The organism is Paenarthrobacter sp. YAF11_1 (genome assembly GCF_052113445.1).
Lineage (GTDB): Bacteria > Actinomycetota > Actinomycetes > Actinomycetales > Micrococcaceae > Arthrobacter.
Genome location: NZ_JBFRDF010000015.1, coordinates 71827 through 94168 on the forward strand (window position 1 = coordinate 71827; position 22342 = coordinate 94168).

Consider the following 22342-nt stretch of genomic DNA (forward strand, 5'->3'; position numbering starts at 1 on the left):
ACCCATGACTGAACAAGCACAAGTACCAGCTCAGAAAAAGCGCAATTGGGGCGTCAAAATAATCCTGATCCTGGTGGCATTGCTTGTCGCTGTGGCCGCCTACTTTATTCTGGGGGCCATTCTCCCCCGCTGGTGGTCCGATGTCATTGCCGGGCAGATCAAGCGGGATCTCGGAGCCAGTGTCCTGGTAGGCATGTTCTATGGTTTTGTTTTCACCTTCATTCCACTGCTTGTGGCTTGGCAGGCCACCCGGAAGGCAGTCGCCTGGCCGTGGAAGATCGCCATTCTTTTGGTAGCAGTTGCCATCGCCACCCCGAACCTCCTGACGGCCGGCATTGCCTTTGGCACCACGGAATCAGCCCATGCGGGCCAGCGGACTTTGAGCGTGGACGCCGGCTTCTTTACAACCTGGACTGCCGTTTCTGCCATTGCCGCAGTGGTGGTATTCATCGCCGTCACAGTCCTGTGGGCTCTTTGGCGGCGGCGGGGCAAGCAAATGAAGGCCCTGAAGCAAGCGGAGAACCAACGCATCAAGGCCGCGAAGACCGCTGCAACAGAGACGCAGGGCCCTGCGCCCAGCGCGTAGACCCACCCACAGAACACGAAGCCCGCCACGGAACAATCCGTGGCGGGCTTCTTTTGCTTCCGGCAAACCTCAGGCGACGGTGGCCTCGCGGGGCTCGCGCTCGACGTCGGGCGTTGCAGCAGCCAACGCAACGCGCCCACGCTTGGCGGCCGCGGCAGCGAAGACCATCACCAGCAACGCAGCGACTGTTATGCCGGCACCGGCCCAGATGGGCGAGGTGTAGCCCAGGCCAGCGGTGATGGTCACGCCGCCCAACCACGCCCCGAGGGCGTTGCCCAGGTTAAACGCACCGATGTTTGCGCCGGACGCCAACGTAGGTGCAGTGGACGCAAAGTGCATGACGCGCATCTGGAGACCTGGAACCGTGGCGAACCCGAAGCCGCCCATCAGCGCAAGGGATACCAGCGTGGCAATACTGCTGGACGCTGTGAGCGCAAAGAAGACCAGCACCACGACCAGTCCGGCGAGGATGGCAATGAGCGAGGTGTCGAGGGCCTTGTCGGCAGCTTTGCCGCCCAGGAAGTTGCCGGCAAAGAGGCCGCCGCCGAAGAGCACCAGGAGCCATGGCACAGCCCCGGACTCGAATCCGGATACTTCTGTCAACGTGAACGMGATGTACGTGAAGGCGCCGAACATGCCGCCGAATCCGAGAACGGTCACGGCAATCGAAAGCCACACCTGGCCGGACTTGAAGGCACCGAGTTCACTGCGCAGTCCCTTGGCGGGCTCAGTGGAGGCCTTGGGAACCATGACCGCGATTCCCACCAGGGCAATCACACCAATGATGGTGATAGCCCAAAACGTTGAACGCCAGCCAAAGTTCTGGCCCAGCAAGGTTCCGAACGGCACACCCAGGACATTCGCGGCGGTGAGGCCCGTAAACATGATGGCGATGGCCCCGGCCTTCTTGTGGGCCGGAACCAGACTGGCAGCCACCACCGAACCGATGCCGAAGAAAGCGCCGTGGCAGAGCGCGGCCACAATGCGTCCCAGGAGCATTGCCGTGTAACTGTCGGCGATTGCGGACAGGAAGTTGCCCGCGATGAACAAGACGAGGAGGCCGATGAGAACGGGCTTGCGCGGCAGCCGGGTGACGGCGGCGGTGACCAGGAGGGCACCCACGGTGACGCTGAGGGCATAGCCGGAGATGAACCAACCGGCCGAAGCCTCGCTGACCTGGAAATCGGCGGCAACCTCGGGCAAGAGGCCCATGATCACGAACTCGGTCAGTCCGATGCCGAATCCGCCGAGGGCAAGGGCAATCAACCCTGCGGGCATGTGGAGCTCCTTAGATGGTTTGGTTCCCGCGTGAAGTGGAAGTGCGCCGCCAGGAACCGTAGAATATAGTTGCAGACGCTCTATATATAGTTGCACACGCTAGATACTTGCGCAAGCAACTAGTTTACGGCGTCTCGATCTACACGACATCAAGGCAGGAGCACAGCAAAAATGGGCATCAAGGATGACGCCGTAGAAGTACGGGCACAGGGTTGGCGGACCCTTGCCGCCCTGCACGGAAGCATCGAGGCGGAACTGGAGAAGGCGCTCCAGGCCTCAAGTGACCTGTCGGTAGTGGAGTACACGGTGTTGGATGCCCTGAGCCGCCAGGACGGCTGGCATATGCGGATGCAGCAACTGGCCCGGGCCACCGCCCTGTCCAGCAGTGCCACCACCCGTCTGGTCAACCGACTGGAGGACCGCGGCCTCCTCACGCGGATCCTGTGCGCCGACGACCGCCGCGGCATCTACACCGAGCTCACAGTGACCGGCCAGAAACTGCTCGAGGCCGCCAAGCCTGTGCATGATGAGACGCTGGCCTCCGCCCTTGAGGCCGCCGAATCCGTCCCGGAGCTTGAACCACTGGTGCGGGCACTCGGAGCGCTGCAAAGGGTTTAGCCTTTTCCCCGGCCTCGTTCGTTTCACCCGCCGCTGAACGCCGGGTGAAACGAACAAGGCCGGAAACAAAAAAGGACCGGAATCCCGCGTTTCCGCGTGATTCCGGTCCTTCATTGTCGGGCTGACAGGATTTGAACCTGCGACCCCTTGACCCCCAGTCAAGTGCGCTACCAAGCTGCGCTACAGCCCGCTGGTTCCACCGTTCTCCGCCTAAGTTTTCCTCCGAAGAGTCCCACCTAAGCAGTCCGGCCGAACCACCTCCAAAAGCTTACACGAAGTTGGAGGTCGGAGACGCCATCACAGCCAAACTCGGCTGTGATGCCCGTCTCACTTAGCGCTTCTTGCCACGCTTCTCGCGAACGCGCATGTTGACCTCGATGGGCGTGCCCTCGAAGCCGAATGTTTCGCGGAGGCGACGCGTGATGAAGCGACGGTATCCGGGATCCAGGAACCCGGTGGTGAAGAGCACGAACTTCGGCGGGCGGCTGGAAGCCTGGGTGCCGAAGAGGATGCGGGGCTGCTTGCCACCACGGACCGGGTGCGGGTGCGCAGCGACGAGCTCGCCCAGGAACGCATTGAGGCGCCCCGTGGGGATGCGGCGGTCCCAGCTCTCCAGTGCAATGTCCAGGGCAGGAACCAGGCGGTCCTTGTGCCAGCCGGTCTTGGCCGAGATATTGACGCGGGGCGCCCACTCAACGTGCGCCAGGTCCTGCTCGATCTCGCGCTCCAGGTAGCGGCGGCGTTCGTCGTCCAGGAGGTCCCACTTGTTGAAGGCGAGGACCAGTGCACGGCCGGATTCGATCGCCAGCTGAAGGATGCGGACATCCTGCTCGCTGAGGACCTCGTCGACCGCAAGAAGCACGACGGCGACCTCCGCCTTTTCGAGCGCGGCCTGCGTACGCAGGGAAGCATAGAAATCGGCGCCCTGGGCCATGTGCTGGCGGCGGCGGATACCTGCGGTGTCCACGAAACGCCAGGTGCGGTCGCCAAGTTCGATGAATTCGTCCACAGGATCACGCGTTGTACCGGCCAGCGGATCTACAACGACGCGCTCGGAGCCTGCGAGCTTGTTCAGCAGCGAGGACTTGCCAACGTTCGGGCGGCCGATCAAGGCGATACGGCGCGGACCGCCGGAGCGCTCGACGCCTTCCACCAGGGAGAACTCGGGAAGGGTATCCATGACGTGGTCCAGGAGGTCGGCGACGCCACGTCCGTGCAGTGCCGACACCGGGTACGGTTCGCCGAAGCCCAGGCCCCACAGCGTTGCGGAGTCAGCTTCCTGCGCGAAGTCGTCCACCTTGTTGGCCACCATGATGACCGGCTTCTTGCTCTTGCGGAGCATCTTCATGACGCCTTCGTCCGTGGCCGTGGCGCCAACGGCGGAATCCACCACGAAGAGAACGGCGTCAGCAAGCTCAACAGCCATCTCGGCCTGCTCGGCTACGCGGGCATGGATGCCCTTGGCATCGTGCTCCCATCCACCGGTGTCAACCAAGGTGAAGTTGCGGCCATTCCAGCGGGCCGAGTACATCACGCGGTCGCGGGTAACACCCGGGGTGTCCTCGACAACGGCTTCGCGGCGGCCCAGGATGCGGTTGACCAACGTGGACTTACCCACGTTCGGGCGGCCGATGATGGCCAGGACCGGGTCCAGCTTGAGGGGACCTTCGTCGCCTTCGTCGCCGTATTCGCCGCTGAGAAGTGCGGCATCTTCGTCGTCGAGATCGTAGTCGTCCAAGCCGGCCCGGAGGGTGGCCGCGCGGAGCTCGGCCTCGTCATCGTCCAGGGCAGCCAGGTTTTCAGCCACCTGGTCGGTGCCGGTGGGCGTGTATTCGTCGTCGCCGGCTCCGTGGAGGCCGGATTTTTGAGTCGTATCGCTCATTGCACTTTCCTTAGGGGTGGTCTGCCGGCGTCCCGGCTACTGCTGTATGGCGGTGCTGCGGAGTGGATTCTCCGGGCGCAGGATCCTGGGGAAGGCCCTGGCCTGTGGCCCGGATGGCATCCTGGACGTGATCGGCCAGGGCTTCACGGATTTCCGCAGCCGCCCTGTCCATTGAAACACGCCCCGGTTCGCCCTTCCGGCGCTTCACCGTAATGGGTTCGCCGAAGCTCACGTGGAGCTTGCGGCGTGGTTTGGGGATATGGTCGCGGTGCTCGTCGCCCTGGCGGGTTCCGAGGATGGCGACCGGTATGACTGTTGCTCCGGAGTTGATGGCAAGCCAGGCAACCCCGTTGCTGATGCTTTCGGCTGCACCGCTCCCCCGCGTGCCTTCCGGAAGAATCCCGACACAGCGGCCGTCGTCGAGCAGTTGCTTGCCGAGGTGCAGGGCGGCGCGGTCCCCCGTACGGTCCACCGGAATCTGTCCGGATCCCCGCAGGACAGATCCAAGGAAACCCCTGAACATCTCCTTCTTGACGAGGATGTGCATGGACCGCGGGGAGGCGCCGAACATCACGGGACCATCAAGGAAGCTGATGTGGTTCGCAGCGAAAATCACCGGTCCGCCGGCAGGAATGTTGCCCTTGCCCGTCACGACGGTCCGGTAAATGACGTGATCGAGGAACCACCCGACGGGGCGGCTCCACACTTTGGTCCACGGAGCGGGAAGCCCGTGTCCTTGTTCCTTAGTCGCCATAGATCACCTTGCTGACGATCGCCAAGGCGGTCTCCACTGTTTCCTCGAAGTTCAGGTCCGAGGAATCGAGCGTCACCACGCCGTCAGCCGCCTGGGTGAAGTTCACCACCGTGGAGTCCTTGGCGTCACGCTGGATGACCTGGGCTGCCAACTGCTCTTTGCTCTGGGTGCCACCCAGCTGAATACCCCGGCGCCGAAGCCTGGCTTCCTCGCTGGCCGTCAGGAGCATGCGGACCTCGGCATTGGGCACGACGACGGTGGTGATGTCGCGGCCTTCGACCACCATGCGGTGGTGGTGCTGGTCGATCAGCTCGCGTTGGCGGCGGATGAGCTCGGTGCGGGCACCGAGCGTAGTAGCAACAGCGCTGACGGACGAGGAGATCAAGGGATCCCGGATTTCGTCCGTGACGTCGGTGCCATCCACTGCCACATACTCCGTAGCGGTGCTTGTGCTGATCTCCAAAGGCATGGCCTTGGAAGCCTGCTCCACTGCTGCGCCGTCCTGAAGGTCAACGCCTGTTTTGAGGCAGTACCAGGTCAGGGCCCGGTACATGGCGCCCGTATCCAAGTAAGCCAGCTTCAAGCGCCGGGCAACTTCCTTGCTGACGCTGGATTTACCCGATCCGGAAGGGCCGTCGATGGCAATCACCAGCGGCTTGCCCGGGCGGGCTACCGTCTCCGGTCCAAAAAATTCACGCGTCATTACTGGAGTACCCGCCATCCACGGTCAGTCAAAGCTTCAACAAGGAGGTCGTGCTTGCTGGGAAGCACGGAGAGCTCCACCATGCCCACGTTTTGTCCCGAGGAGTGATCGAGCCGGAGGTCCTCGAGGTTCACGCCAATCTCGCCGATCTCCGTGAGGAGGTGAGCGATCTGGCCCGGTTTGTCGTCCACCAGGATGGTGAGCCACGAGTAGGCCTGAGGAGGTCCGCCGTGCTTGCCCGGGATCCTCGCCTGCCCTGCATTGCCTTCACTGATCAACTGCGCAAGATCCAGCCGGGCGCCGGGCGCCAGCGGCTCTTCAAGCGTTCCGATCAAGCGGTTCAGGTCTTCGCGGACGCCGTGCAGGATGGAAACCACCTTCTCCGCATTGCCGCCCAGGATCTGCACCCAAAGGGTGGGATCGCTGGCGGCGATGCGGGTGGTGTCGCGAAGCCCGTTGCCCGCCAGGGAAAGGGCAGGCAGGGGCGTGCCTTGCAGCCGGCTGGCCAGCAGGGAAGACATGATCTGGGGCAAATGCGATACCAGTGCCACAGCTTCATCGTGCTCGTCCGCCGTGAACTGGGAGACGATGCCCCCAAGATCCCCGGCCAGCGAGCGGGCAGCCTGAACCGCCCCATCCGAGGTTTCCTCGGACGGGCAGACTACCCACGGCATGGAGGTGAAAAGCTCACCCCGTGCAGCAACTGGACCTGACTTCTCACGGCCGGCCATCGGATGCGTCCCCACATAGCGGGTCAGGTCCACACCACGCTCGCGCAGCTGCGCCTGAATGGTCGCTTTCACGCTCGCGATGTCAACCACGACGGCGGACGGGTAGTCCGCCAAGGCCTTCTGCACGACGTCGGCGGTAACGTCCGGCGGAGCCGCGACAACTACCAGCTGAGGTTCTTCGCCCAACTCGCCCAACGGCCGTCCCGCTCCGATATCCACAGCGACCGCCTGATTGGTGGGCGAAGGATCGGACAGGAAGACCGGAACGCCGCGGCCACGCAGGCCGAGGCCGATGCTGGCCCCCAGCAGGCCTGTACCGAGAACGACGACCGGGCCATCAAGATGGCCCCGGCCGTGCGTACCGAATGCCGACATGCCCTAGAGCCCCACAGATGCCAGGAGGTGTCCGACTTCCTGCCTGCCGAGGTTGCGGATGCTGCCCTGGCGCTGGTCGCCCAAACCAATGGGGCCGACCTTGACGCGGACAAGACGCTCCACAGGGAACCCGACGGCATCAAACATACGGCGCACAATGCGGTTCTTACCTGAGTGGAGCACAACCTCGATGAGGACGTGCCCCGGGGTGGAGTCCACCAACCGGAACGAATCCACTGCGGCAACACCGTCTTCGAGCTCGACGCCGTTCTTCAGCTTCGCGCCCACGCCCTGCGGGAACGGGCCACGCACCTGGACGAGGTACGTCTTGGGTACCTCATAGGAAGGGTGCGTCAAGCGGTTGGCGAGTTCGCCGTCGTTCGTCAGCAGCAGCAGCCCCTCAGTGGCGACGTCGAGACGGCCAACGTGGAAGAGGCGTTCGCCCTTGTTCTTGTTGTTCTTGAGGAAGTCGCTGATGCAGGGACGGCCTTCGGGGTCCTCCATGGTGGAGACAACGCCCTTGGGTTTGTTGAAGACCATGTAGACGAGGGTTTCGTCGAGCTGGATCCGGATGCCATCGACGTGGATCACGGCAGCCGTGGGGTCCACGCGCATGCCAAGCTCGGTGGTCACTACGCCATCAACCTCGACGCGTCCCTCGAGGATCATTTCCTCACAGACGCGGCGCGAAGCCACGCCGGCTTGGGCCATGACCTTCTGCAGGCGTACGCCGTCAACATCGTGAAGGTCCGACTGCGGGACTTCCTGACGCGGACCGCGGTTGCGGCCTGGCTTGCGGATGGGTCCCAGGTTCTGACCGAACCGTTCGCTGCCGAATGCCTTGGAACCGTACTGCCTGGCCGGCTTGGCCTTGGGCTTTAATGCGCCCGGCGTACCAGGTGCCTTGCCAAAGCCGGGCTTGTTGGAGCCGGGCTTACGGAAGGGCTTCGCGGGCCTGGCTGCCTGGCCGCGGTCGAAATCGCCCGCAGTTGTGGGGTTGTCAGGATCGAAAGGTGCCGCTTCGCGCGGCTTCGGAGCCTTGAAAGGGCGGCCCTCGCCCTGGGTGAAGTTGCGCTTTCCAGCGCCGGCGCTGCCGCCGCGGCCGGGGAAGCCGCCGGCGTTGGGGCGACCTGCGCCACCCTTGGCCTCATTGCGTCCAGAACTGTTGCGTCCCGAACTGTTACGTGGTGAACTCTGGCGTCCCGCCTGTGTCATGACCCGTCCTTGTGTAGTAATGGCCGGCTTCCGTGCTGCAATCAACACTAGCCAGCCGGGCAGACATCGTCTGCCCCTTGTCGCTGTGCACCCTGAAGGTGCCGTGAATCCATATGAAGTTCTCTTGCGGTGCCGGGCGCGGCCTGTGGCTACATCCGGCTGGCGTCGTAGTAATCGTCAATACCTTCCAGACCTGGAAGGTGCGGCGAAAGCTGTGGCAGTTCAGCCACTGAGCCGATGCCCATCCGCTCCAGGAAGTACGAGGTTGTCCTGTACAGAACAGCCCCGGATTCAGGATCGTTTCCGGAGTCCTCGATCAAACCCCGCTGGGTGAGGGTCCGGACCACAGAATCGACGTTGACGCCGCGAATGGCAGACACCCGGGCCCTGGAGACCGGTTGCCGGTAGGCAATGACCGCCAGAGTTTCAAGCGCTGCTTGAGTGAGCCTGGTGGTCTGCCCTTCGAGCACGAACCTGCCCACGATGTCGGCGAAATCCGACCGTGAATAGATGCGCCACCCTCCGGCGACATTCCGCAATTCAAAACCCCGGGGTGCAGTGCTGGCATCGGCAAAGCCGACAGCATCCACGTCCGGGGCTTTAACAGTATAGCCGCTATACTCCCGCTGCAGGTCATGCAGCAAATCCTCGACGACGGACACCGTCACGTTGAGTCCGGCGGCCAACTCTTCCGAGGTAGCGGGCTCGTCAATGACCATGAGCACTGCCTCCAAGGCTGCCCGCGCGCCGCCGGGCATCGCTGCCAGCTCAGCCAAGCCATCCTGTGCCGTCTCCTGCTCATTCACTGCTGTTCTCCCTGCCGTCCGGCACCACACCGGTCTCATACTCTTCGCTCAGGCTGGAACTGTCCCACCCGTCGTCGTCGCCCGTCCAGCGGACGGTCAACTCCGCCAAGGGTTCGGGCTGCTCAAAAGCCACCACACGGTCCCGGAACATTTCCAACAACGCAAGGAAGCGTGCCACTACCACCAGCGTGGTTTCGGCGTCGGCTATCAGCGTCTGGAAGGACAAAGGTGCGCCCAGCTTCAAGCGGTAGCCCATGATCTCGGCCTGCTCCTTGACGCTTACGGGCGGAGCGTGCAGGTGGTCCAAGCCCACCTCGGCAGGAGCGGAGTCCTTGGGTTTCAGCGCTTTGGCGGCAAGTTCCGCGAACTGTTCCGGTGTATGGCGCCATACGAGTTCGGGCAGCAGCGCGGCGAAGTGGCCTTCCAATGCAACCTGGCGCGGGTAACGACGCGCCTCCTGTTCCAGCGTTTCGCCGAGGATTCCGGCGATTTGCTTGAAGGCCTTGTATTGCAGGAGGCGGGCGAACAGCAGATCCCTGGCCTCAAGGAGCGCGATGTCCTCAGCGTCCTCGACTTCGCCTGAGGGCAGAAGGCGCGCAGCCTTGAGATCCAGCAGCGTAGCGGCGATGACCAGGAACTCACTGGCTTCGTCCAGCGCCCAGTCCTCCCCCAACTCCTGGAGCCGGCGGATGTACTTGATGAATTCATCGGTGACTGTGGCCAAAGCCACTTCAGTGATGTCCATCTTGTGCTTGGAAATGAGGCCAAGCAAAAGATCGAACGGGCCGGTGAAGTTGGCCAGCCGTACCTCAAAGCCGGGTTTGCGGGCTTCGGTGGTAACGGCGTCGGGCGCTTCCGCAATAGCGGCAGTGCCCGCTTCCGCAGCCGGAGCGAGAGACGGTCCCACGGTCGGTTAGGGCGCGCCGCCGCGCGAGATCAGTTCCTTGGCGAGCCGGCGGTAGGCGTCGGCGCCAATGTGGTTGCCCGCATAACTGGTGATGGGCTCGGCGGCCACGGTTGCATCCGCGAACTTGATCGAGCGCTTGATAACGGTCTCGAAGACTTTGTCGCCGAAGGCTTCCACGAGGCGTGAAATGACTTCGCGGCTGTGCAGCGTGCGGGCGTCGTACATGGTGGCCAGGACGCCGTCCACCTGCAGCCGCGGGTTGAGTCGGTCCTGGACCTTTTCGATGGTTTCCACCAGAAGGGCCACCGCCCGCAAGGCGAAGAACTCACAGATCAGCGGAATAATGACGCCGTGCGCGGCAGTCAGTGCGTTGACGGTCAGCAGCCCCAGGGACGGCTGGCAGTCGATCAGCACGACGTCGTAATCGTCCTCGACGCTCTTGAGCGCGCGGTCCAGTACCTGCTCGCGTGCCACTTCGTTGACGAGTTGGACTTCCGCGGCGGAGAGGTCGATGTTGGCGGGAAGAAGGTCAACTCCCTCGACGCCGGTTTGCTGGATGGCGTCGCGGATACTCACCTTGCGGTCCATCAGGACGTTGTACACGGTGAGGTCGAGCTCGTGCGGATTGGCGCCGAGACCTGCGGAGAGGGCGCCCTGGGGATCAAAGTCCACCAGGAGGACACGCCGGCCATATTCGGCGAGCGCAGCAGCGAGATTGATGGTGGAGGTGGTTTTACCCACGCCACCCTTCTGGTTGACCATGGCGATGACTCTTGCCGGGCCATGGGAAGCAAGTGGAGCTGGTTCCGGAAATTCGCGGTAAGGGCGGCCTGTTGGCCCCATGATGGCGTCTTCCAGATCGAGCTCGGTGCCTCCCAGCGTAGCTGTTCCCCGTTCGATGCTCACGTATCTAACCACTCTTTCGACGACGATCTTCCCTGCCGCTGGCCCCCAGCTACAGCGCTACTACCCACCTAGGCTACAGCGCCCGACACGGTTATTTGGGGAACTTGACTTTGTCCGGCTCGTGAGCCTTTACCCTCTAGCTGAGGTAGAAGGTTGCCCCCGTAGCCGCTGAGTGGCGGCCACATGCCGAAGGCCGGCACCTGGAGAGGTGCCGGCCTTCGGCTGCGATGCGATGCGTTGATCCCTGCTTGGGTCAGACGGTTGCCTTTTCGCGGGTTTCAGCCTCGGGAGCGGCCTCTTCTTCGCCGCCATGGGCGATCATGGTCTGCTCATCGAAGGGCTCGCTGCCGGAGAGGACGCGCTCTACCTGGCCGTTGTCGATTTCCTTCACCCAGGTACCGATCAGGACGGTCGCCACTGCGTTGCCGGTGAAGTTGGTCAGGGCCCGGGCCTCCGACATGAAGCGGTCGATGCCCACGATCATGCCGACTCCACCAAGGAGCTCCGGCTTGTGTGCCTGAAGACCGGCGGCAAGTGTTGCAAGACCGGCACCCGTGACACCGGCGGCACCCTTTGAAGCGATGATCATGAAGACCAACAAGGAGACCTGGGCGCCGAGATCCAGCGGGGTGCCCATGGCGTTGGCGACGAAGAGCGAAGCCATGGTCAAGTAGATCGCCGTGCCGTCAAGGTTGAAGGAGTAGCCCGTGGGAACGGTGACGCCAACCACTGGCTTGGACACACCCAAGTGCTCCATCTTGGCGATCAGGCGGGGCAGTGCAGCTTCGGAGGAGGAAGTGGAGAAGATCAGGAGGTACTCGCGGGCCAGGTACTTCATGAGCCTGAAGATATTGACGCCGGCCACTGCGCGGAGCAGCGTACCGAGGATGACCACGATGAACAGTGCGCAGGTGATGTAGAAGGCAAGCATCAGGGTGAACATGCTGAGGATCGCCTGGGCACCGGTGGCGCCGACGACGGCGGCGATGGCACCGAACGCACCAACGGGAGCCAGCCACATGATCATGATGAGGATGCGGAAGACGAGGCGCTGGCCGTGTCCGATCGCGTTAAGGATGGGAGCACCCTGCTTGCCCATCTTCTGCAAGGCGAACCCGACCAGGATCGCAGCAAGCAGCGTAGGCAGGACCGGGATGTCACCGGGGATGATGCCAAGAAGGAAGTCAACGGTGCTGTTGGTGTCCGCTTTCTTGGTGGGATCGTACGGGGTCAGCTTGAGGCCTTCACCCGGGTGGATCAGGTTGCCCACGACGAGGCCGATGCCCAGGGCGAAGGTTGACATGGCTACGAAATAACCGAGGGCGAGGCCGCCCACCTTGCCAACCGTGGCAGCCTTGGCGATGGAGCCGATGCCCAGGACAATGGTGCAGAAAATGACCGGGGCGATCATCATCTTGATGAGCTTGATAAAGCCATCGCCGAGTGGCTTGAGTGACTTACCAACTTCGGGGAACACCAGGCCGATCACGGCGCCGAGTACGACGGCCAGAATGACCGCGATGTACAAGTAATGCGACTTGTCGAGCCCCTTGCGTCCAGCTTTGGCAGCTACTGCCGACTCTCCTCGTTGAGAGGTCATGGGATTCTCCTTTGGATACTGTGTAAGGCGCTGCGGTCCTGCACTGATGTCCAATCCGCTGCCCTTGTGTGATATCCATCATTGAGCCGTTGGTGACACACATCACCGTTGCGGTCATATTGGTCATGGAGGTCCACGTGTTTCACAGCTGGAGCATCGCCCGCCGACTGTTTGTGGCAAACCTGCTGTTTGTCCTGGTCCTGACGGCGGTATTTGGAGCCTTTTCCGTGGTGGAAGCCCGGGACAGGGCCTATGACAACGCCGGGGGGCGAATGCTGGCAGTGGCTACATCCATTGCCGACAATCCGTTGGTACTGGAAGCGGCATCCGCTGCGGAGCCCACAGCAGCATTGCAGCCTTACGCGCTGGACGTCATGGACGATGCTGACGCCGATTTCATCACCATCATGGCTCCCGACAGGACGCGCTGGACGCACCCAAGGGTTGAGGAGCTCGGCAAGCCCTACATCGGAACGATTGAGCCCGCGCTGCGGGGCGAGACGTTCACGGAGGTCACCGCGGGCACCTTGGGTCCGTCGGTCCGAACCATCGCACCGGTCATAGCTGCTGACGGGACCGTCAAAGCCCTCGTGGCAGCGGGGGTTACCGTCCGGACAGTAGACACGGATGTGGCCGAGCGCCTGGGCGTCATCGGCGGCATTGCCCTGGTGGTGTTGAGCTTTGGGTCCGTGGCCTCCTGGCTCCTTGGGCGGTATCTGAGATCGGTGACGCGAGGCTGGGGACCGGAACAGCTGGCTCAGCTTTTCGCCTACTACGAATCGGTGCTGCACTCGGTACGTGAGGGTGTCATCCTGATCGATACCCACGGCAAGGCGGTGATGTACAACGACCAAGCCGCCGAGTTGCTGGGCCTGCAGCCTTCCGACGCCGACCGCTCCCCTGACGATGCCCCGAAGCTCGCTGATCTTCCCTTCGACGGCAGCCTGCGGGCGCTGTTCGAATCGGGCAGACCCGCACACGACGAGATTCATCTGACCGGCTCACGGATCCTGGTGGTGAACCAGGCCCCTGCAGTAGGGCCGGTCCCTGAGCGCAGCCGACAGAAACCCGCCGTCTACGGCACCGTGGCCACCATCCGCGACCGCACCGAGATCGAATCCCTGGGCACGGAACTCCAGACCATGAAAACCCTCTCGGATGCGCTGCGCGCGCAGACACATGAACACGCAAACCGGCTCCACATGATCGTCTCCCTGCTGGAACTGGGCCGCACACCCCAGGCCTTGGACTTTGCCACCAAGGATCTTGAACTCAGCCAGCAACTCACCGACGACATGGTGGCATCGGTGGATGAGCCGGTCATGAGTGCGTTGGTGATGGGCAAGGCGTCAGAAGCCCACGAACGCGGGGTGGAGTTGGAGGTCCGGACGTCAGGGAGCTCCGGTGTGCGCGGCTTGGAGATCCAGGACCTGGTGACCATTCTCGGCAACCTGCTGGACAATGCGATTGATGCTGCGGCGGCCGGTGATTTCCCGCGGAAGGTGGAGCTGGACGTGGAAGCCGGACCTGCCGCCGTCGAGTTCACGGTCCGGGACTCCGGGAGCGGCATCAATTCTGAGTCCATTGATGACGTACTTCAGTACGGCTTCAGTACGAAGTCTCCGGACAAGAATCCGCGCGGTTCCCACGGGCGAGGCGTTGGCCTTGCCTTGGTGCGCCAGGCCGTGGACCGGCTCAACGGTACGATGACCATCAGCAATCCCGGCGGAGCACAATTCCACGTCGTGCTGCCCGCGCCGGTTCCCGAGGAAGAGAAGGCATGACAGACATCCGTGTCCTGGTAGTGGAGGACGAGCCCATAGCTTCGGACGCCCACTCCGTCTATGTCGGCCGTCTGGCCGGGTTTTCACTGGTGGGCACGGCCCCGGACGGCCAGTCGGCGCTGCGCATCCTCGGGGAGTTCGCTGCGTCGGGCTCCCCCGTGGACCTGGTCCTCCTGGACATGAACCTCCCTGACCTTCACGGCCTCGATGTGGCCCGCCGCATGAGGTCTGCAGGAGTTTTTGCCGACATCATTGCCATCACGGCCGTCCGGGAACTGAACATCGTGCGCAGCGCCGTCTCCATCGGCGTCGTGCAGTACCTCATCAAGCCGTTCACGTATGCAACGTTCGCGGACAAGCTCAGCAGCTACCGGGCATTCCGTGAACAGCTGGCCGGTTCAATGTCAGGAATCTCCAAGGCAGGAGCCTCCCAAAGCGACGTGGACCAGGCCTTTGCCAGCCTTCGCGCGCCGACGGAACTGCCGCTGCCGAAAGGCCTTTCGGGGTCCACCCTGGAAGCGGTGAAGGACCTGATGCGGGCGCGGCATGAAGCAGTCTCCGCCAGCGAAGTCATGGACGCCTTGGGCATGTCCCGGGTCACCGCCCGCCGGTATCTGGAATACCTTGCCGACGCCGGAACGGTCACCAGGGCGCCCCGGTACGGTACCCCGGGCCGGCCGGAAAACGAGTATGGATGGAACCGCGCTTAGGCAGTAGTTGCGCCCTGGGATCCCGTCCTGGCGTACAACGTCGCAGAGACTTAATGTATACAAAAGATGAATATTTGTCCCTTTAGGTGCCGCCAAGCCCGTCCTGTGTATACACTGGGGATATGCGCGCCAGTGATCGGGCCTACAACGCCCTCCGTGAAGACATCATTGAATGGCGTCTTCGGCCGGGAACCGTCCTTGCGGAAGTGGAGCAGTCCGAACGGCTCGGTGTGTCCCGAACACCGGTCCGGGAGGCCCTAAGCCGGCTCACTGCGGAAGGATTGACGACGGCGGCAGGCGGCCGCGGCGTCGTCGTCACCGATATCTCGCTGGACAGCATCGACGAACTGTTCGAGGTTCGCGAAACTTTGGAGGTCAGGGCCGCCGCCCTCGCTGCCGAACGAGGCGAGCCGGGGGTGTTCGCCGCGCTTCACACTCAATTGCTGCGGGCCCCTGATTTGCTCAGCAGCGAGGATCCCGCACGGCACGAGTACTACGCCTTGGTGAGCCGCCTGGACGATGCCATTGACGCCGCGATCTCCAACTCTTACCTGGCCAATGCCATGCGCGGCCTGCGCGTCCATCTGGTCAGAGTCCGCCGCCTCGCAGCCGACGACACCGCCCGGCTTCATGCCGCGGCCGCCGAGCATGCCGCCATTGCCGAGGCCATCGCCGCAGGCAACCCCCGGCTGGCAGAAGCCGCCACCACAGTCCACCTGCACCGCAGCCTCACCCACGTCAAGGCCACCCACACCCCTCACTAGAAGGAGCACCATGGTTAAGAACCACCACGTCCGCGTCTACAAGAGCGAAGAGAACCTCCCGCGCACGGAGCAGTTGGCGCACAAGATCGCCGTGGTCGCCGCCGACCCCGTCGACGTCACCCCCGAGGTCACTGACATGGTGATCAACCGGATCATCGACAACGCCTCGGTGGCCATCGCCTCGTTGAACCGCGCTCCGATCGTCGCGGCCCGCGCGCAGGCACTGACCCACTCCCCGAGTGCCAACGGCAAGGGCGCCCACGTGTTCGGCATTACCGATCAGGTCTCCCCCGAGTGGGCCGCCTGGGCCAACGGAGTGGCCGTCCGTGAACTTGATTACCACGACACGTTCCTGGCCGCGGACTACTCCCACCCGGGAGATAACATCCCGCCGATCCTCGCCGTCGCCCAGCACGTCGGCTCCAGCGGCGCCGACCTGGTCCGTGCCATCGCCACCGGCTACGAGATCCAGGTGAACCTGGTCAAGGCCATTTGCCTGCACAAGCACAAGATCGACCACGTGGCCCACCTCGGACCCTCCGCCGCCGCGGGCATCGGCACCCTTCTTGGCCTGGATGTGGAGACGATCTTCCAGTCCGTGGGCCAGGCCCTGCACACCACCACCGCCACCCGGCAGTCCCGCAAGGGCGAAATCTCCACTTGGAAGGCCCACGCCCCGGCCTTCGCAGGCAAGATGGCCGTCGAAGCCGTGGACCGCTCCATGCGCGGCCAGACCTCACCCGTGCCGATCTACGAAGGCGAAGACGGCGTGATCGCCTGGATGCTGGACGGCCCGGACGCCTCCTACGAGGTTCCGCTGCCCCTGCCCGGTGAAGCCAAGCGCGCCATCCTGGACACCTATACCAAGGAACACTCCGCCGAGTACCAGGCCCAGGCGTGGATCGACCTCGCCCGCAAGCTCAACAAAGAGCACCCGGAAACCACGGACCCGGCCAACGTGAAGTCCGTGCTGATCAAGACCAGCCACCACACCCACTACGTGATCGGTTCCGGCGCGAACGATCCCCAGAAGTACTCCCCCACGGCGTCCCGCGAAACACTGGACCACTCCATCCCGTACATCTTCACCGTCGCCCTGCAGGACGGCGCCTGGCACCACGTGGACTCCTACGCCCCCGAACGCGCTGCCCGCCCGGACACCGTGGAACTCTGGCACAAGGTCACCACCGTCGAAGACCCTGAATGGACCCGCCGGTACCACTCCCTGGACATCGCTGAGAAAGCCTTCGGCGGCACTGTTGAAATCACCCTCAACGACGGCACAGTCATCACCGACGACATCGCGGTAGCCGACGCCCACCCGCTCGGAGCCCGGCCGTTCGCCCGCGAGCAATACATCAACAAGTTCCGCACCCTCGCTGCCGGACTGGTGGAGGAAGCCGAAATCGAAAGGTTCCTCGCCGCCGTCGAACGCGTCACCGAACTCGGTGACGGCGAACTGGACCAGCTGAACATCACCGCAGCACCCGGCGTGATCGACCTCAGCAACGCACCCAAGGGACTGTTCTAAATGCTGTACTCAAAAGTCACGCCGGAACAGAAACGGCTGAAGCTGCGGGAATTGCTGGCCTCCGGGACTGTGCAGCAGTTCCCGGGAGCGTTCAACCCGCTCTCGGCACGACTAATCGAGGAAAAAGGCTTCGCCGGGGTCTACATCTCCGGCGCCGTCCTGGCCAACGACCTCGGCCTCCCGGACATCGGCTTGACCACCCTGACGGAGGTGGCCACCCGGGCCGGACAGATCGCCCGCATGACGGACCTGCCCTCCCTGGTGGACGCGGACACCGGCTTCGGCGAGCCCATGAACGTGGCCCGCACCATCCAGGAACTCGAGAACGCGGGCCTGGCCGGCTGCCACATCGAGGACCAATTCAACCCCAAACGATGCGGCCACCTGGACGGCAAGAACGTCGTGGACATCGACACCGCCACCAAACGCATCCGTGCTGCGGCAGACGCACGCCGCGACCCGAACTTCCTCATCATGGCCCGCACCGACATCCGCGCCGTCGAAGGAATCAAGGCCGCCCAGGACCGCGCAAGAGCCCTGGTAGACGCCGGTGCTGACGCGATCTTCCCCGAAGCCATGCGTGATTTGGGCGAGTTCCAAGCCATCCGCGATGCCGTGGACGTGCCCATCCTGGCCAACATGACCGAGTTCGGCAAAAGCGAGCTCTTCACCGTGGACCAACTCCAAGGAGTGGGCGTGAACATGGTCATCTACCCCGTCACCCTCCTCCGCATTGCCATGGGCGCTGCAGAGCGTACTCTGGAATCGATCAGGGCTGCGGGGACCCAAGAGGCGGAAGTGGAAAACATGCTCACGCGTGCACGCCTCTACGAACTCGTCGACTACGAGGCCTATAACCAATTCGATACCGGCGTTTTTAACTTCCAGGTTCCTGGCGTCCGCTAGGCACCGGATTAATCAAGGGGAAAGCAGGCAGTCCGGAACACCGGAGCGCCTGCATTATGAACGAAGGAGAGCAGCATGGCAGCTGTTGACATCAAAAAAGGCCTTGCCGGAGTCGTGGTGGACTACACCGCAGTCTCGAAGGTCAACCCGGACACCAACTCGCTGCTCTACCGCGGGTATCCGGTCCAGGAACTGGCCGCCAAATGCAGCTTCGAGGAAGTCGCTTACCTGCTGTGGAACGGCGAACTGCCCAACGAAACAGAGCTTGCTGAATTCACCGCCCGGGAACGCGCTGGCCGTGCGCTGGACCCCGTGGTCAAGTCAGTGGTGGATACCTTGCCCACCACCGCGCATCCTATGGACGTGTGCCGCACGGCAGCATCCGTGCTCGGTGCCCGGCATGAACTGGCTGAAGATTCATCACCCGAAGCAAACATGAAGAAGGCAATCGACCTCTGGGCTGCCATGCCTTCCGTGGTTGCCTATGACCAACGCCGCCGCCGCGGCCAGGAACCCGTGGAACCGCGCGAGGACCTGGACTACTCGGCAAACTTCCTCTGGATGACGTTCGGCGAAGAGCAGGTGCCCGAGGTGGTGGAGGCGTTCAACGTCTCGATGATCCTGTACGCGGAGCACTCTTTCAACGCCTCGACGTTCACCGCCCGCGTCGTCACCTCCACGCTCGCTGACCTGCACTCTGCGGTGACCGCCGCGATCGGCGCCCTCAAGGGCCCGCTGCACGGCGGCGCGAACGAGGCAGTGATGCACACCTTCGATGAGATCGGCATCCGCAGCGAAGAGACCCTGGAGGAAGCCGCCACCCGGGCCCGGGCGTGGATGGAAGACGCCCTGGCCCAGAAGAAGAAGGTCATGGGGTTTGGGCACCGCGTCTACAAGCACGGCGACTCCCGCGTGCCCACCATGAAAGCCGCTCTGGACAAGATGATCGCGCACTACGGCCGGCCGGAACTCCTGGGCCTGTACAACGGCTTGGAGCAGGCCATGGACGAGGCAAAGGCCATCAAGCCCAACCTCGACTACCCCGCCGGCCCCACATACCACCTGATGGGCTTCGACACCCAGACGTTCACCCCGCTGTTCGTCGCCAGCCGCATCACCGGCTGGACCGCCCACATCATGGAACAGGTAGCCTCCAACTCCCTCATCCGTCCCCTGAGCGAATACAACGGGCCGGAAGAACGGCACGTTCCCTAACGTTTCCCGTTAGTCCACGAGACGTACGACGCCGGGCCGGTCACCGAAAGGCGACCGGCCCGGCGTCGTTTTTTCCACGTTTCCTGCTACGGCTGGTCCACCCAATCGATGGTGTGGACGTCAGCCACATTTTCGTTATCTGCTGCCAAATCCACCCGCACCGCAATACGCTGGCCGGCAATCATGGCCGGCAGCCAGTGTTCAGCGTCGGCCCACATCCGGTCCACGGGAAGGTGCATCACCGGGAACCAGTCGGGGGCGATCTCGTCGCTTTCCGAAGGTTCCCCCTCCCACGTACGGGTCAGGAACACAGTGGTGGCCATGTTCCACTCCGGCCTTGCCGGAAACACAAAGTCAACAGTGCCTGCCGGAATCAGGTCCTTTGCGGCAACCACCACATTGATTTCCTCCATGACCTCCCGGCATGCGGCCTCAGAGGCGGTCTCCCCCGGCTCCACGTGCCCGCCGACCCCCACCACCTTGCCCCTGCCGAAGCCGGTCTTCTTGGTTCCGAGGAGGACATCCTCGCCGTCCACGCCGTCACGGAGGAGGAAGCACAAAGTCACATGGGCTGCAGTCATGCTGCCAACCTTAACCTGATCTCCCCTGCCACTGCCGCCATTGCTACAGTGAGCCCATGACTGAAGGTGGGGGTAACCGGCCAGCCAATGTGGCCGCCGTCGATGACGCTGCAGCTCCTCCGTCCGCCGGCGGAAGCACGGCTGCCGAAACAGCCACAAAAGCGACGCCCGGACGCGACCCATGGCTACCCCGTTGGCTGGTGGCACACCCCCTCTACGCAGGGTGGGCCTGGACCGTGGTGTGGGCCGGGCTGATCGTTTTGGACGAAGTGGTGGACCTGGCCGGATGGACCTGGTACCTGCTGGTCCTCGTGGCAGCACTGCCCACGTTGATTTCCACGCTGGCGGTGCTGCACGCCACGCCCCGCAGCCATCTCAGGGCAGTGGACGCAACAGTACTGGGTCACTTCTTTGTACGGTTCCTGGCGCTCGTGGCGGCGTTCATGGTGTGGGCCGCCTCAGTGGTGATGAGCGCCTCAATCTCCACCACCGTCCAAACCCTGATCGGCGATTCCGAAAAGGAAGTCACGGCGTTGGGCTTCAACCTCATGCTGGCTGCCGTTCCACTGGTGCTCTCCATCCTCTGGATGGCCTTCATTGTGCGTTGTGCATGGTTCCTGCGGCGCTTGCGCGGCTGGCGGCAGGTGCCGGTGAAGACCAGGGTTCCCAAGAAGTTCCTCAAAGGACGGCCCCGGCTCAAGCGCGTTGTGGTGGGCCTGGCACATCCGGGGCTCCTGCTGGTGGCCGGCCTGGGGACGTCGCTGTTGGCGCTGTTCGTGGACGCCGTGGAGTTGACGCTGGACGTGCTCGGGTAGTTCGCGGAACACGCTTGGGTCAGCGCCCTCTTAGCCCAATGCCCTCTTAGCCCAGCGCCCTCGGGTGTGCCGCTGCATAGACCTCGCGCAGGGTGTCTGCGGTGACCAACGTGTAAACCTGAGTGGTTGTCACGGAGGCATGCCCCAGCAGTTCCTGCACTACCCTGACGTCAGCTCCGCCTTCCAGCAGATGAGTGGCGAAGGAGTGGCGGAGCGTGTGCGGCGAGACGTCCTTGGTGATGTTGGCTTTCTCAGCCGCCGCTTTGAGGATGGTCCAGGCGCTCTGCCTGCTGATCCGACCGCCGCGGGCGTTGAGGAACAGCGCCGGTGTTCCCTTGCCTTTGGATGCCAGCAGCGGCCTGCCTCGGACAACATAGGCTCCGACGGCGCGGGCTCCGTATGAGCCGAGGGGCACCAAGCGCTCTTTGGAGCCCTTGCCGAACAACCTGACGATCGCGGGATCCCCATCTGTGTCTTCGAGGGAAATGTCATCGACGTCCAACCCCACGGCTTCGCTGATGCGGGCACCTGTGGAGTAGAGGAATTCCAGGAGAGCACGGTCCCTGAGCCCTGTGGGCGAGTCGGCTCCGGCAGCTTCCAGGATCCGCGTGACCTCGTCGACGCTGATGGCCTTGGGAAGCCGTTTGCCCGGCATGGGCGGGTGGACATCGCTGGCGGGGTCCGCCGTCGTGGTTCCTTCAAGTGCCCAGAACTTGTGAAGTCCGCGGACCGCCACCACCGTACGTGCAGCGGAGCGGACACCCAGCACAGCGGCGCCATCGCTTCCATCCGACAACGCCTGGGCGAAGGCGGTCACATGATGCCGGGTGATGTCGCCGGGCCGTTCCACGCCCTGGTCCTGGAGGAAGTTGGAGTACCGCGACAAATCCCGGCGGTACGCCGCAAGGGTGTTCGCTGCCAGGCCGCGCTCCACACCCACATGCTGCAGGTAGTCGGTTACTGCGCGGTCAATGCCAGTGGGAGTTCTGGTGGCAGCCTCGGCCATGCTCAGCGCTGGCTCGGGTGAGCCGGCCACGGCGCATTGGCGGGACGAAGCCCAGTGAACCCATCGGCTTTCGCAGCTGCGGCCGCCAGGATGCCCAGCACCGCCGACGGATTGTGCAGGCGGCCTTCCAACACTGCCTTCACGGCGTCATCAAGCGGCACCCAGTGGAGTTCAATTTCGGCCTCTTCATCGGTGCGGACGTGGCGGTCCGCCACGGGAACGTCACTGATGCCACGCGCCAAATAGATCCGGACTGCTTCGCTGGACGAACCGGGCGAGTTGAAGAAGTCCACCAGGACGTTCCACGTAGCCGCGACCAAGTCAGCTTCCTCCGCCAACTCCCGGGCCGCCCCCACCACGAAGTCTTCTCCTTCGACGTCCAAAAGGCCGGCTGGGATTTCCCACAGATCCATGCCGACCGGATGCCGGTATTGCTTCAGCAGCAGGATCTCACCGTCCACGTTCATGGGGAGCACCGCTACTGCGCCTGGGTGGTCAATGTAGTCACGAACAAGGGTGTCCGTGCCATCGCTGAGTTGGAACGAGTCGCTGACAACATCCCAGATACGGCCTTCGTAGACCTTGCTGGTAGACAAAAGACGGCGCGGGCTCGGCATGTCCGAAACCTGCCTTGATGTGCGGGGGGTTTCAGAAATACCGGGCATCGCG

Annotated in this window: 22 protein-coding genes and 1 tRNA gene; 9 read left to right on the forward strand and 14 right to left on the reverse strand. The window is 63.4% G+C overall.

The annotated features are described in order from the left end of the window. The first annotated feature begins 4 nt into the window (after positions 1-4). Positions 5-586, forward strand: coding sequence for a hypothetical protein (locus AB4Y77_RS19645; RefSeq protein WP_311214391.1), 582 nt, complete (start codon positions 5-7; stop codon positions 584-586). Between the two features lie 69 nt (positions 587-655). On the opposite strand, the gene AB4Y77_RS19650 is transcribed toward AB4Y77_RS19645, so the two are convergent. Beyond that, a complete protein-coding gene (locus AB4Y77_RS19650; RefSeq protein ID WP_442015063.1) occupies positions 656-1864 on the reverse strand; it encodes an MFS transporter in 1209 nt (402 codons plus the stop codon). A 171-nt stretch (positions 1865-2035) separates the two neighbouring features. Here AB4Y77_RS19650 and AB4Y77_RS19655 point away from each other — a divergent pair, with 171 nt between their 5' ends. Beyond that, positions 2036-2482 carry a MarR family winged helix-turn-helix transcriptional regulator gene (locus tag AB4Y77_RS19655; protein ID WP_311214389.1) on the forward strand — a complete coding sequence of 149 codons (447 nt, stop codon included), beginning with the start codon at positions 2036-2038 and terminating at the stop codon, positions 2480-2482. Positions 2483-2598: 116 nt separating this feature from the next. Here the strand turns inward: AB4Y77_RS19655 and AB4Y77_RS19660 are convergent. From AB4Y77_RS19660 to AB4Y77_RS19705, 10 genes are all read right to left on the reverse strand, one after another. Then, a tRNA-Pro gene (locus AB4Y77_RS19660) sits at positions 2599-2672 on the reverse strand. Between the two features lie 141 nt (positions 2673-2813). Further along, positions 2814-4364, reverse strand: a complete 1551-nt coding sequence (gene der / locus AB4Y77_RS19665; protein WP_089594474.1) for a ribosome biogenesis GTPase Der — start codon at positions 4362-4364, stop codon at positions 2814-2816. A gap of 10 nt (positions 4365-4374) precedes the next feature. Continuing rightward, a complete protein-coding gene (locus tag AB4Y77_RS19670) occupies positions 4375-5118 on the reverse strand; it encodes a lysophospholipid acyltransferase family protein (protein WP_442015064.1) in 744 nt (247 codons plus the stop codon). Continuing rightward, the gene (cmk, locus tag AB4Y77_RS19675) at positions 5108-5821 is read right to left on the reverse strand and encodes a (d)CMP kinase (protein WP_089594473.1); all 714 of its coding nucleotides are present in this window, start codon (positions 5819-5821) and stop codon (positions 5108-5110) included. The genes AB4Y77_RS19670 and cmk overlap by 11 nt, the downstream gene beginning before the upstream one ends. Beyond that, on the reverse strand, positions 5821-6927 hold the full coding sequence (locus tag AB4Y77_RS19680; RefSeq protein ID WP_442015065.1) for a prephenate dehydrogenase: 1107 nt from the start codon (positions 6925-6927) through the stop codon (positions 5821-5823). Before AB4Y77_RS19680 ends, cmk begins: the two co-directional genes overlap by 1 nt. Before the next feature lie 3 nt (positions 6928-6930). Next, positions 6931-8142 carry a pseudouridine synthase gene (locus AB4Y77_RS19685; protein WP_442015066.1) on the reverse strand — a complete coding sequence of 404 codons (1212 nt, stop codon included), beginning with the start codon at positions 8140-8142 and terminating at the stop codon, positions 6931-6933. A 149-nt stretch (positions 8143-8291) separates the two neighbouring features. After that, complete coding sequence (gene scpB, locus AB4Y77_RS19690; protein ID WP_442015074.1) at positions 8292-8900, reverse strand: SMC-Scp complex subunit ScpB; 609 nt, start codon at positions 8898-8900, stop codon at positions 8292-8294. A gap of 40 nt (positions 8901-8940) precedes the next feature. Next, positions 8941-9855, reverse strand: a complete 915-nt coding sequence (locus AB4Y77_RS19695; RefSeq protein WP_311214385.1) for a segregation and condensation protein A — start codon at positions 9853-9855, stop codon at positions 8941-8943. 6 nt (positions 9856-9861) lie between these two features. Beyond that, on the reverse strand, positions 9862-10761 hold the full coding sequence (locus tag AB4Y77_RS19700) for a ParA family protein (protein ID WP_089594468.1): 900 nt from the start codon (positions 10759-10761) through the stop codon (positions 9862-9864). A 253-nt stretch (positions 10762-11014) separates the two neighbouring features. Further along, positions 11015-12361 carry a cation:dicarboxylate symporter family transporter gene (locus AB4Y77_RS19705; RefSeq protein WP_311214384.1) on the reverse strand — a complete coding sequence of 449 codons (1347 nt, stop codon included), beginning with the start codon at positions 12359-12361 and terminating at the stop codon, positions 11015-11017. Positions 12362-12498: 137 nt separating this feature from the next. Here AB4Y77_RS19705 and AB4Y77_RS19710 point away from each other — a divergent pair, with 137 nt between their 5' ends. The 6 genes from AB4Y77_RS19710 (at position 12499) to AB4Y77_RS19735 (ending at position 19271) form a co-directional block, all read left to right on the forward strand. Further along, positions 12499-14145 (forward strand): sensor histidine kinase, encoded by a 1647-nt coding sequence (locus tag AB4Y77_RS19710; protein WP_442015075.1) that lies wholly within the window; start codon positions 12499-12501, stop codon positions 14143-14145. Beyond that, on the forward strand, positions 14142-14855 hold the full coding sequence (locus AB4Y77_RS19715) for a response regulator (protein ID WP_311214383.1): 714 nt from the start codon (positions 14142-14144) through the stop codon (positions 14853-14855). Before AB4Y77_RS19710 ends, AB4Y77_RS19715 begins: the two co-directional genes overlap by 4 nt. A gap of 122 nt (positions 14856-14977) precedes the next feature. Further along, positions 14978-15619: a GntR family transcriptional regulator gene (locus tag AB4Y77_RS19720; protein WP_442015067.1), complete on the forward strand. Its 642-nt coding sequence runs from the start codon at positions 14978-14980 to the stop codon at positions 15617-15619. Between the two features lie 10 nt (positions 15620-15629). After that, entirely contained in the window at positions 15630-17150 is a 1521-nt protein-coding gene (locus AB4Y77_RS19725; RefSeq protein WP_442015068.1) for an MmgE/PrpD family protein, read from the forward strand. Next, positions 17151-18056, forward strand: a complete 906-nt coding sequence (gene prpB / locus AB4Y77_RS19730; protein WP_442015069.1) for a methylisocitrate lyase — start codon at positions 17151-17153, stop codon at positions 18054-18056. It begins immediately after the preceding gene. 75 nt (positions 18057-18131) lie between these two features. Continuing rightward, the gene (locus tag AB4Y77_RS19735; RefSeq protein ID WP_311214379.1) at positions 18132-19271 is read left to right on the forward strand and encodes a bifunctional 2-methylcitrate synthase/citrate synthase; all 1140 of its coding nucleotides are present in this window, start codon (positions 18132-18134) and stop codon (positions 19269-19271) included. Positions 19272-19357: 86 nt separating this feature from the next. On the opposite strand, the gene AB4Y77_RS19740 is transcribed toward AB4Y77_RS19735, so the two are convergent. Next, entirely contained in the window at positions 19358-19852 is a 495-nt protein-coding gene (locus AB4Y77_RS19740; protein WP_311214378.1) for an 8-oxo-dGTP diphosphatase, read from the reverse strand. 56 nt (positions 19853-19908) lie between these two features. Between AB4Y77_RS19740 and AB4Y77_RS19745 the strand changes: the two genes are divergently transcribed. Further along, positions 19909-20667: a hypothetical protein gene (locus AB4Y77_RS19745; protein WP_311214377.1), complete on the forward strand. Its 759-nt coding sequence runs from the start codon at positions 19909-19911 to the stop codon at positions 20665-20667. A gap of 46 nt (positions 20668-20713) precedes the next feature. Here the strand turns inward: AB4Y77_RS19745 and xerD are convergent, their stop codons facing one another. After that, positions 20714-21673 carry a site-specific tyrosine recombinase XerD gene (xerD, locus tag AB4Y77_RS19750; RefSeq protein ID WP_311214444.1) on the reverse strand — a complete coding sequence of 320 codons (960 nt, stop codon included), beginning with the start codon at positions 21671-21673 and terminating at the stop codon, positions 20714-20716. A gap of 2 nt (positions 21674-21675) precedes the next feature. Further along, the gene (locus AB4Y77_RS19755; RefSeq protein ID WP_207597080.1) at positions 21676-22338 is read right to left on the reverse strand and encodes an NUDIX domain-containing protein; all 663 of its coding nucleotides are present in this window, start codon (positions 22336-22338) and stop codon (positions 21676-21678) included. Between the last annotated feature and the right edge of the window lie 4 nt (positions 22339-22342).

Bases quoted from the DNA above. Each gene is read 5' to 3' on its own strand.
- AB4Y77_RS19645 (WP_311214391.1), top strand. From the start codon at position 5: ATGACTGAACAAGCACAAGTACCAGCTCAGAAAAAGCGCAATTGGGGC.
- AB4Y77_RS19655 (WP_311214389.1), top strand. From the start codon at position 2,036: ATGGGCATCAAGGATGACGCCGTAGAAGTACGGGCACAGGGTTGGCGG.
- der (WP_089594474.1), bottom strand. From the start codon at position 4,364: ATGAGCGATACGACTCAAAAATCCGGCCTCCACGGAGCCGGCGACGAC.
- AB4Y77_RS19670 (WP_442015064.1), bottom strand. From the start codon at position 5,118: ATGGCGACTAAGGAACAAGGACACGGGCTTCCCGCTCCGTGGACCAAA.
- cmk (WP_089594473.1), bottom strand. From the start codon at position 5,821: ATGACGCGTGAATTTTTTGGACCGGAGACGGTAGCCCGCCCGGGCAAG.
- AB4Y77_RS19680 (WP_442015065.1), bottom strand. From the start codon at position 6,927: ATGTCGGCATTCGGTACGCACGGCCGGGGCCATCTTGATGGCCCGGTC.
- AB4Y77_RS19685 (WP_442015066.1), bottom strand. From the start codon at position 8,142: ATGACACAGGCGGGACGCCAGAGTTCACCACGTAACAGTTCGGGACGC.
- scpB (WP_442015074.1), bottom strand. From the start codon at position 8,900: ATGCCCGGCGGCGCGCGGGCAGCCTTGGAGGCAGTGCTCATGGTCATT.
- AB4Y77_RS19705 (WP_311214384.1), bottom strand. From the start codon at position 12,361: ATGACCTCTCAACGAGGAGAGTCGGCAGTAGCTGCCAAAGCTGGACGC.
- AB4Y77_RS19715 (WP_311214383.1), top strand. From the start codon at position 14,142: ATGACAGACATCCGTGTCCTGGTAGTGGAGGACGAGCCCATAGCTTCG.
- AB4Y77_RS19720 (WP_442015067.1), top strand. From the start codon at position 14,978: ATGCGCGCCAGTGATCGGGCCTACAACGCCCTCCGTGAAGACATCATT.
- AB4Y77_RS19725 (WP_442015068.1), top strand. From the start codon at position 15,630: ATGGTTAAGAACCACCACGTCCGCGTCTACAAGAGCGAAGAGAACCTC.
- prpB (WP_442015069.1), top strand. From the start codon at position 17,151: ATGCTGTACTCAAAAGTCACGCCGGAACAGAAACGGCTGAAGCTGCGG.
- AB4Y77_RS19735 (WP_311214379.1), top strand. From the start codon at position 18,132: ATGGCAGCTGTTGACATCAAAAAAGGCCTTGCCGGAGTCGTGGTGGAC.
- AB4Y77_RS19740 (WP_311214378.1), bottom strand. From the start codon at position 19,852: ATGACTGCAGCCCATGTGACTTTGTGCTTCCTCCTCCGTGACGGCGTG.
- AB4Y77_RS19745 (WP_311214377.1), top strand. From the start codon at position 19,909: ATGACTGAAGGTGGGGGTAACCGGCCAGCCAATGTGGCCGCCGTCGAT.
- xerD (WP_311214444.1), bottom strand. From the start codon at position 21,673: ATGGCCGAGGCTGCCACCAGAACTCCCACTGGCATTGACCGCGCAGTA.
- AB4Y77_RS19755 (WP_207597080.1), bottom strand. From the start codon at position 22,338: ATGCCCGGTATTTCTGAAACCCCCCGCACATCAAGGCAGGTTTCGGAC.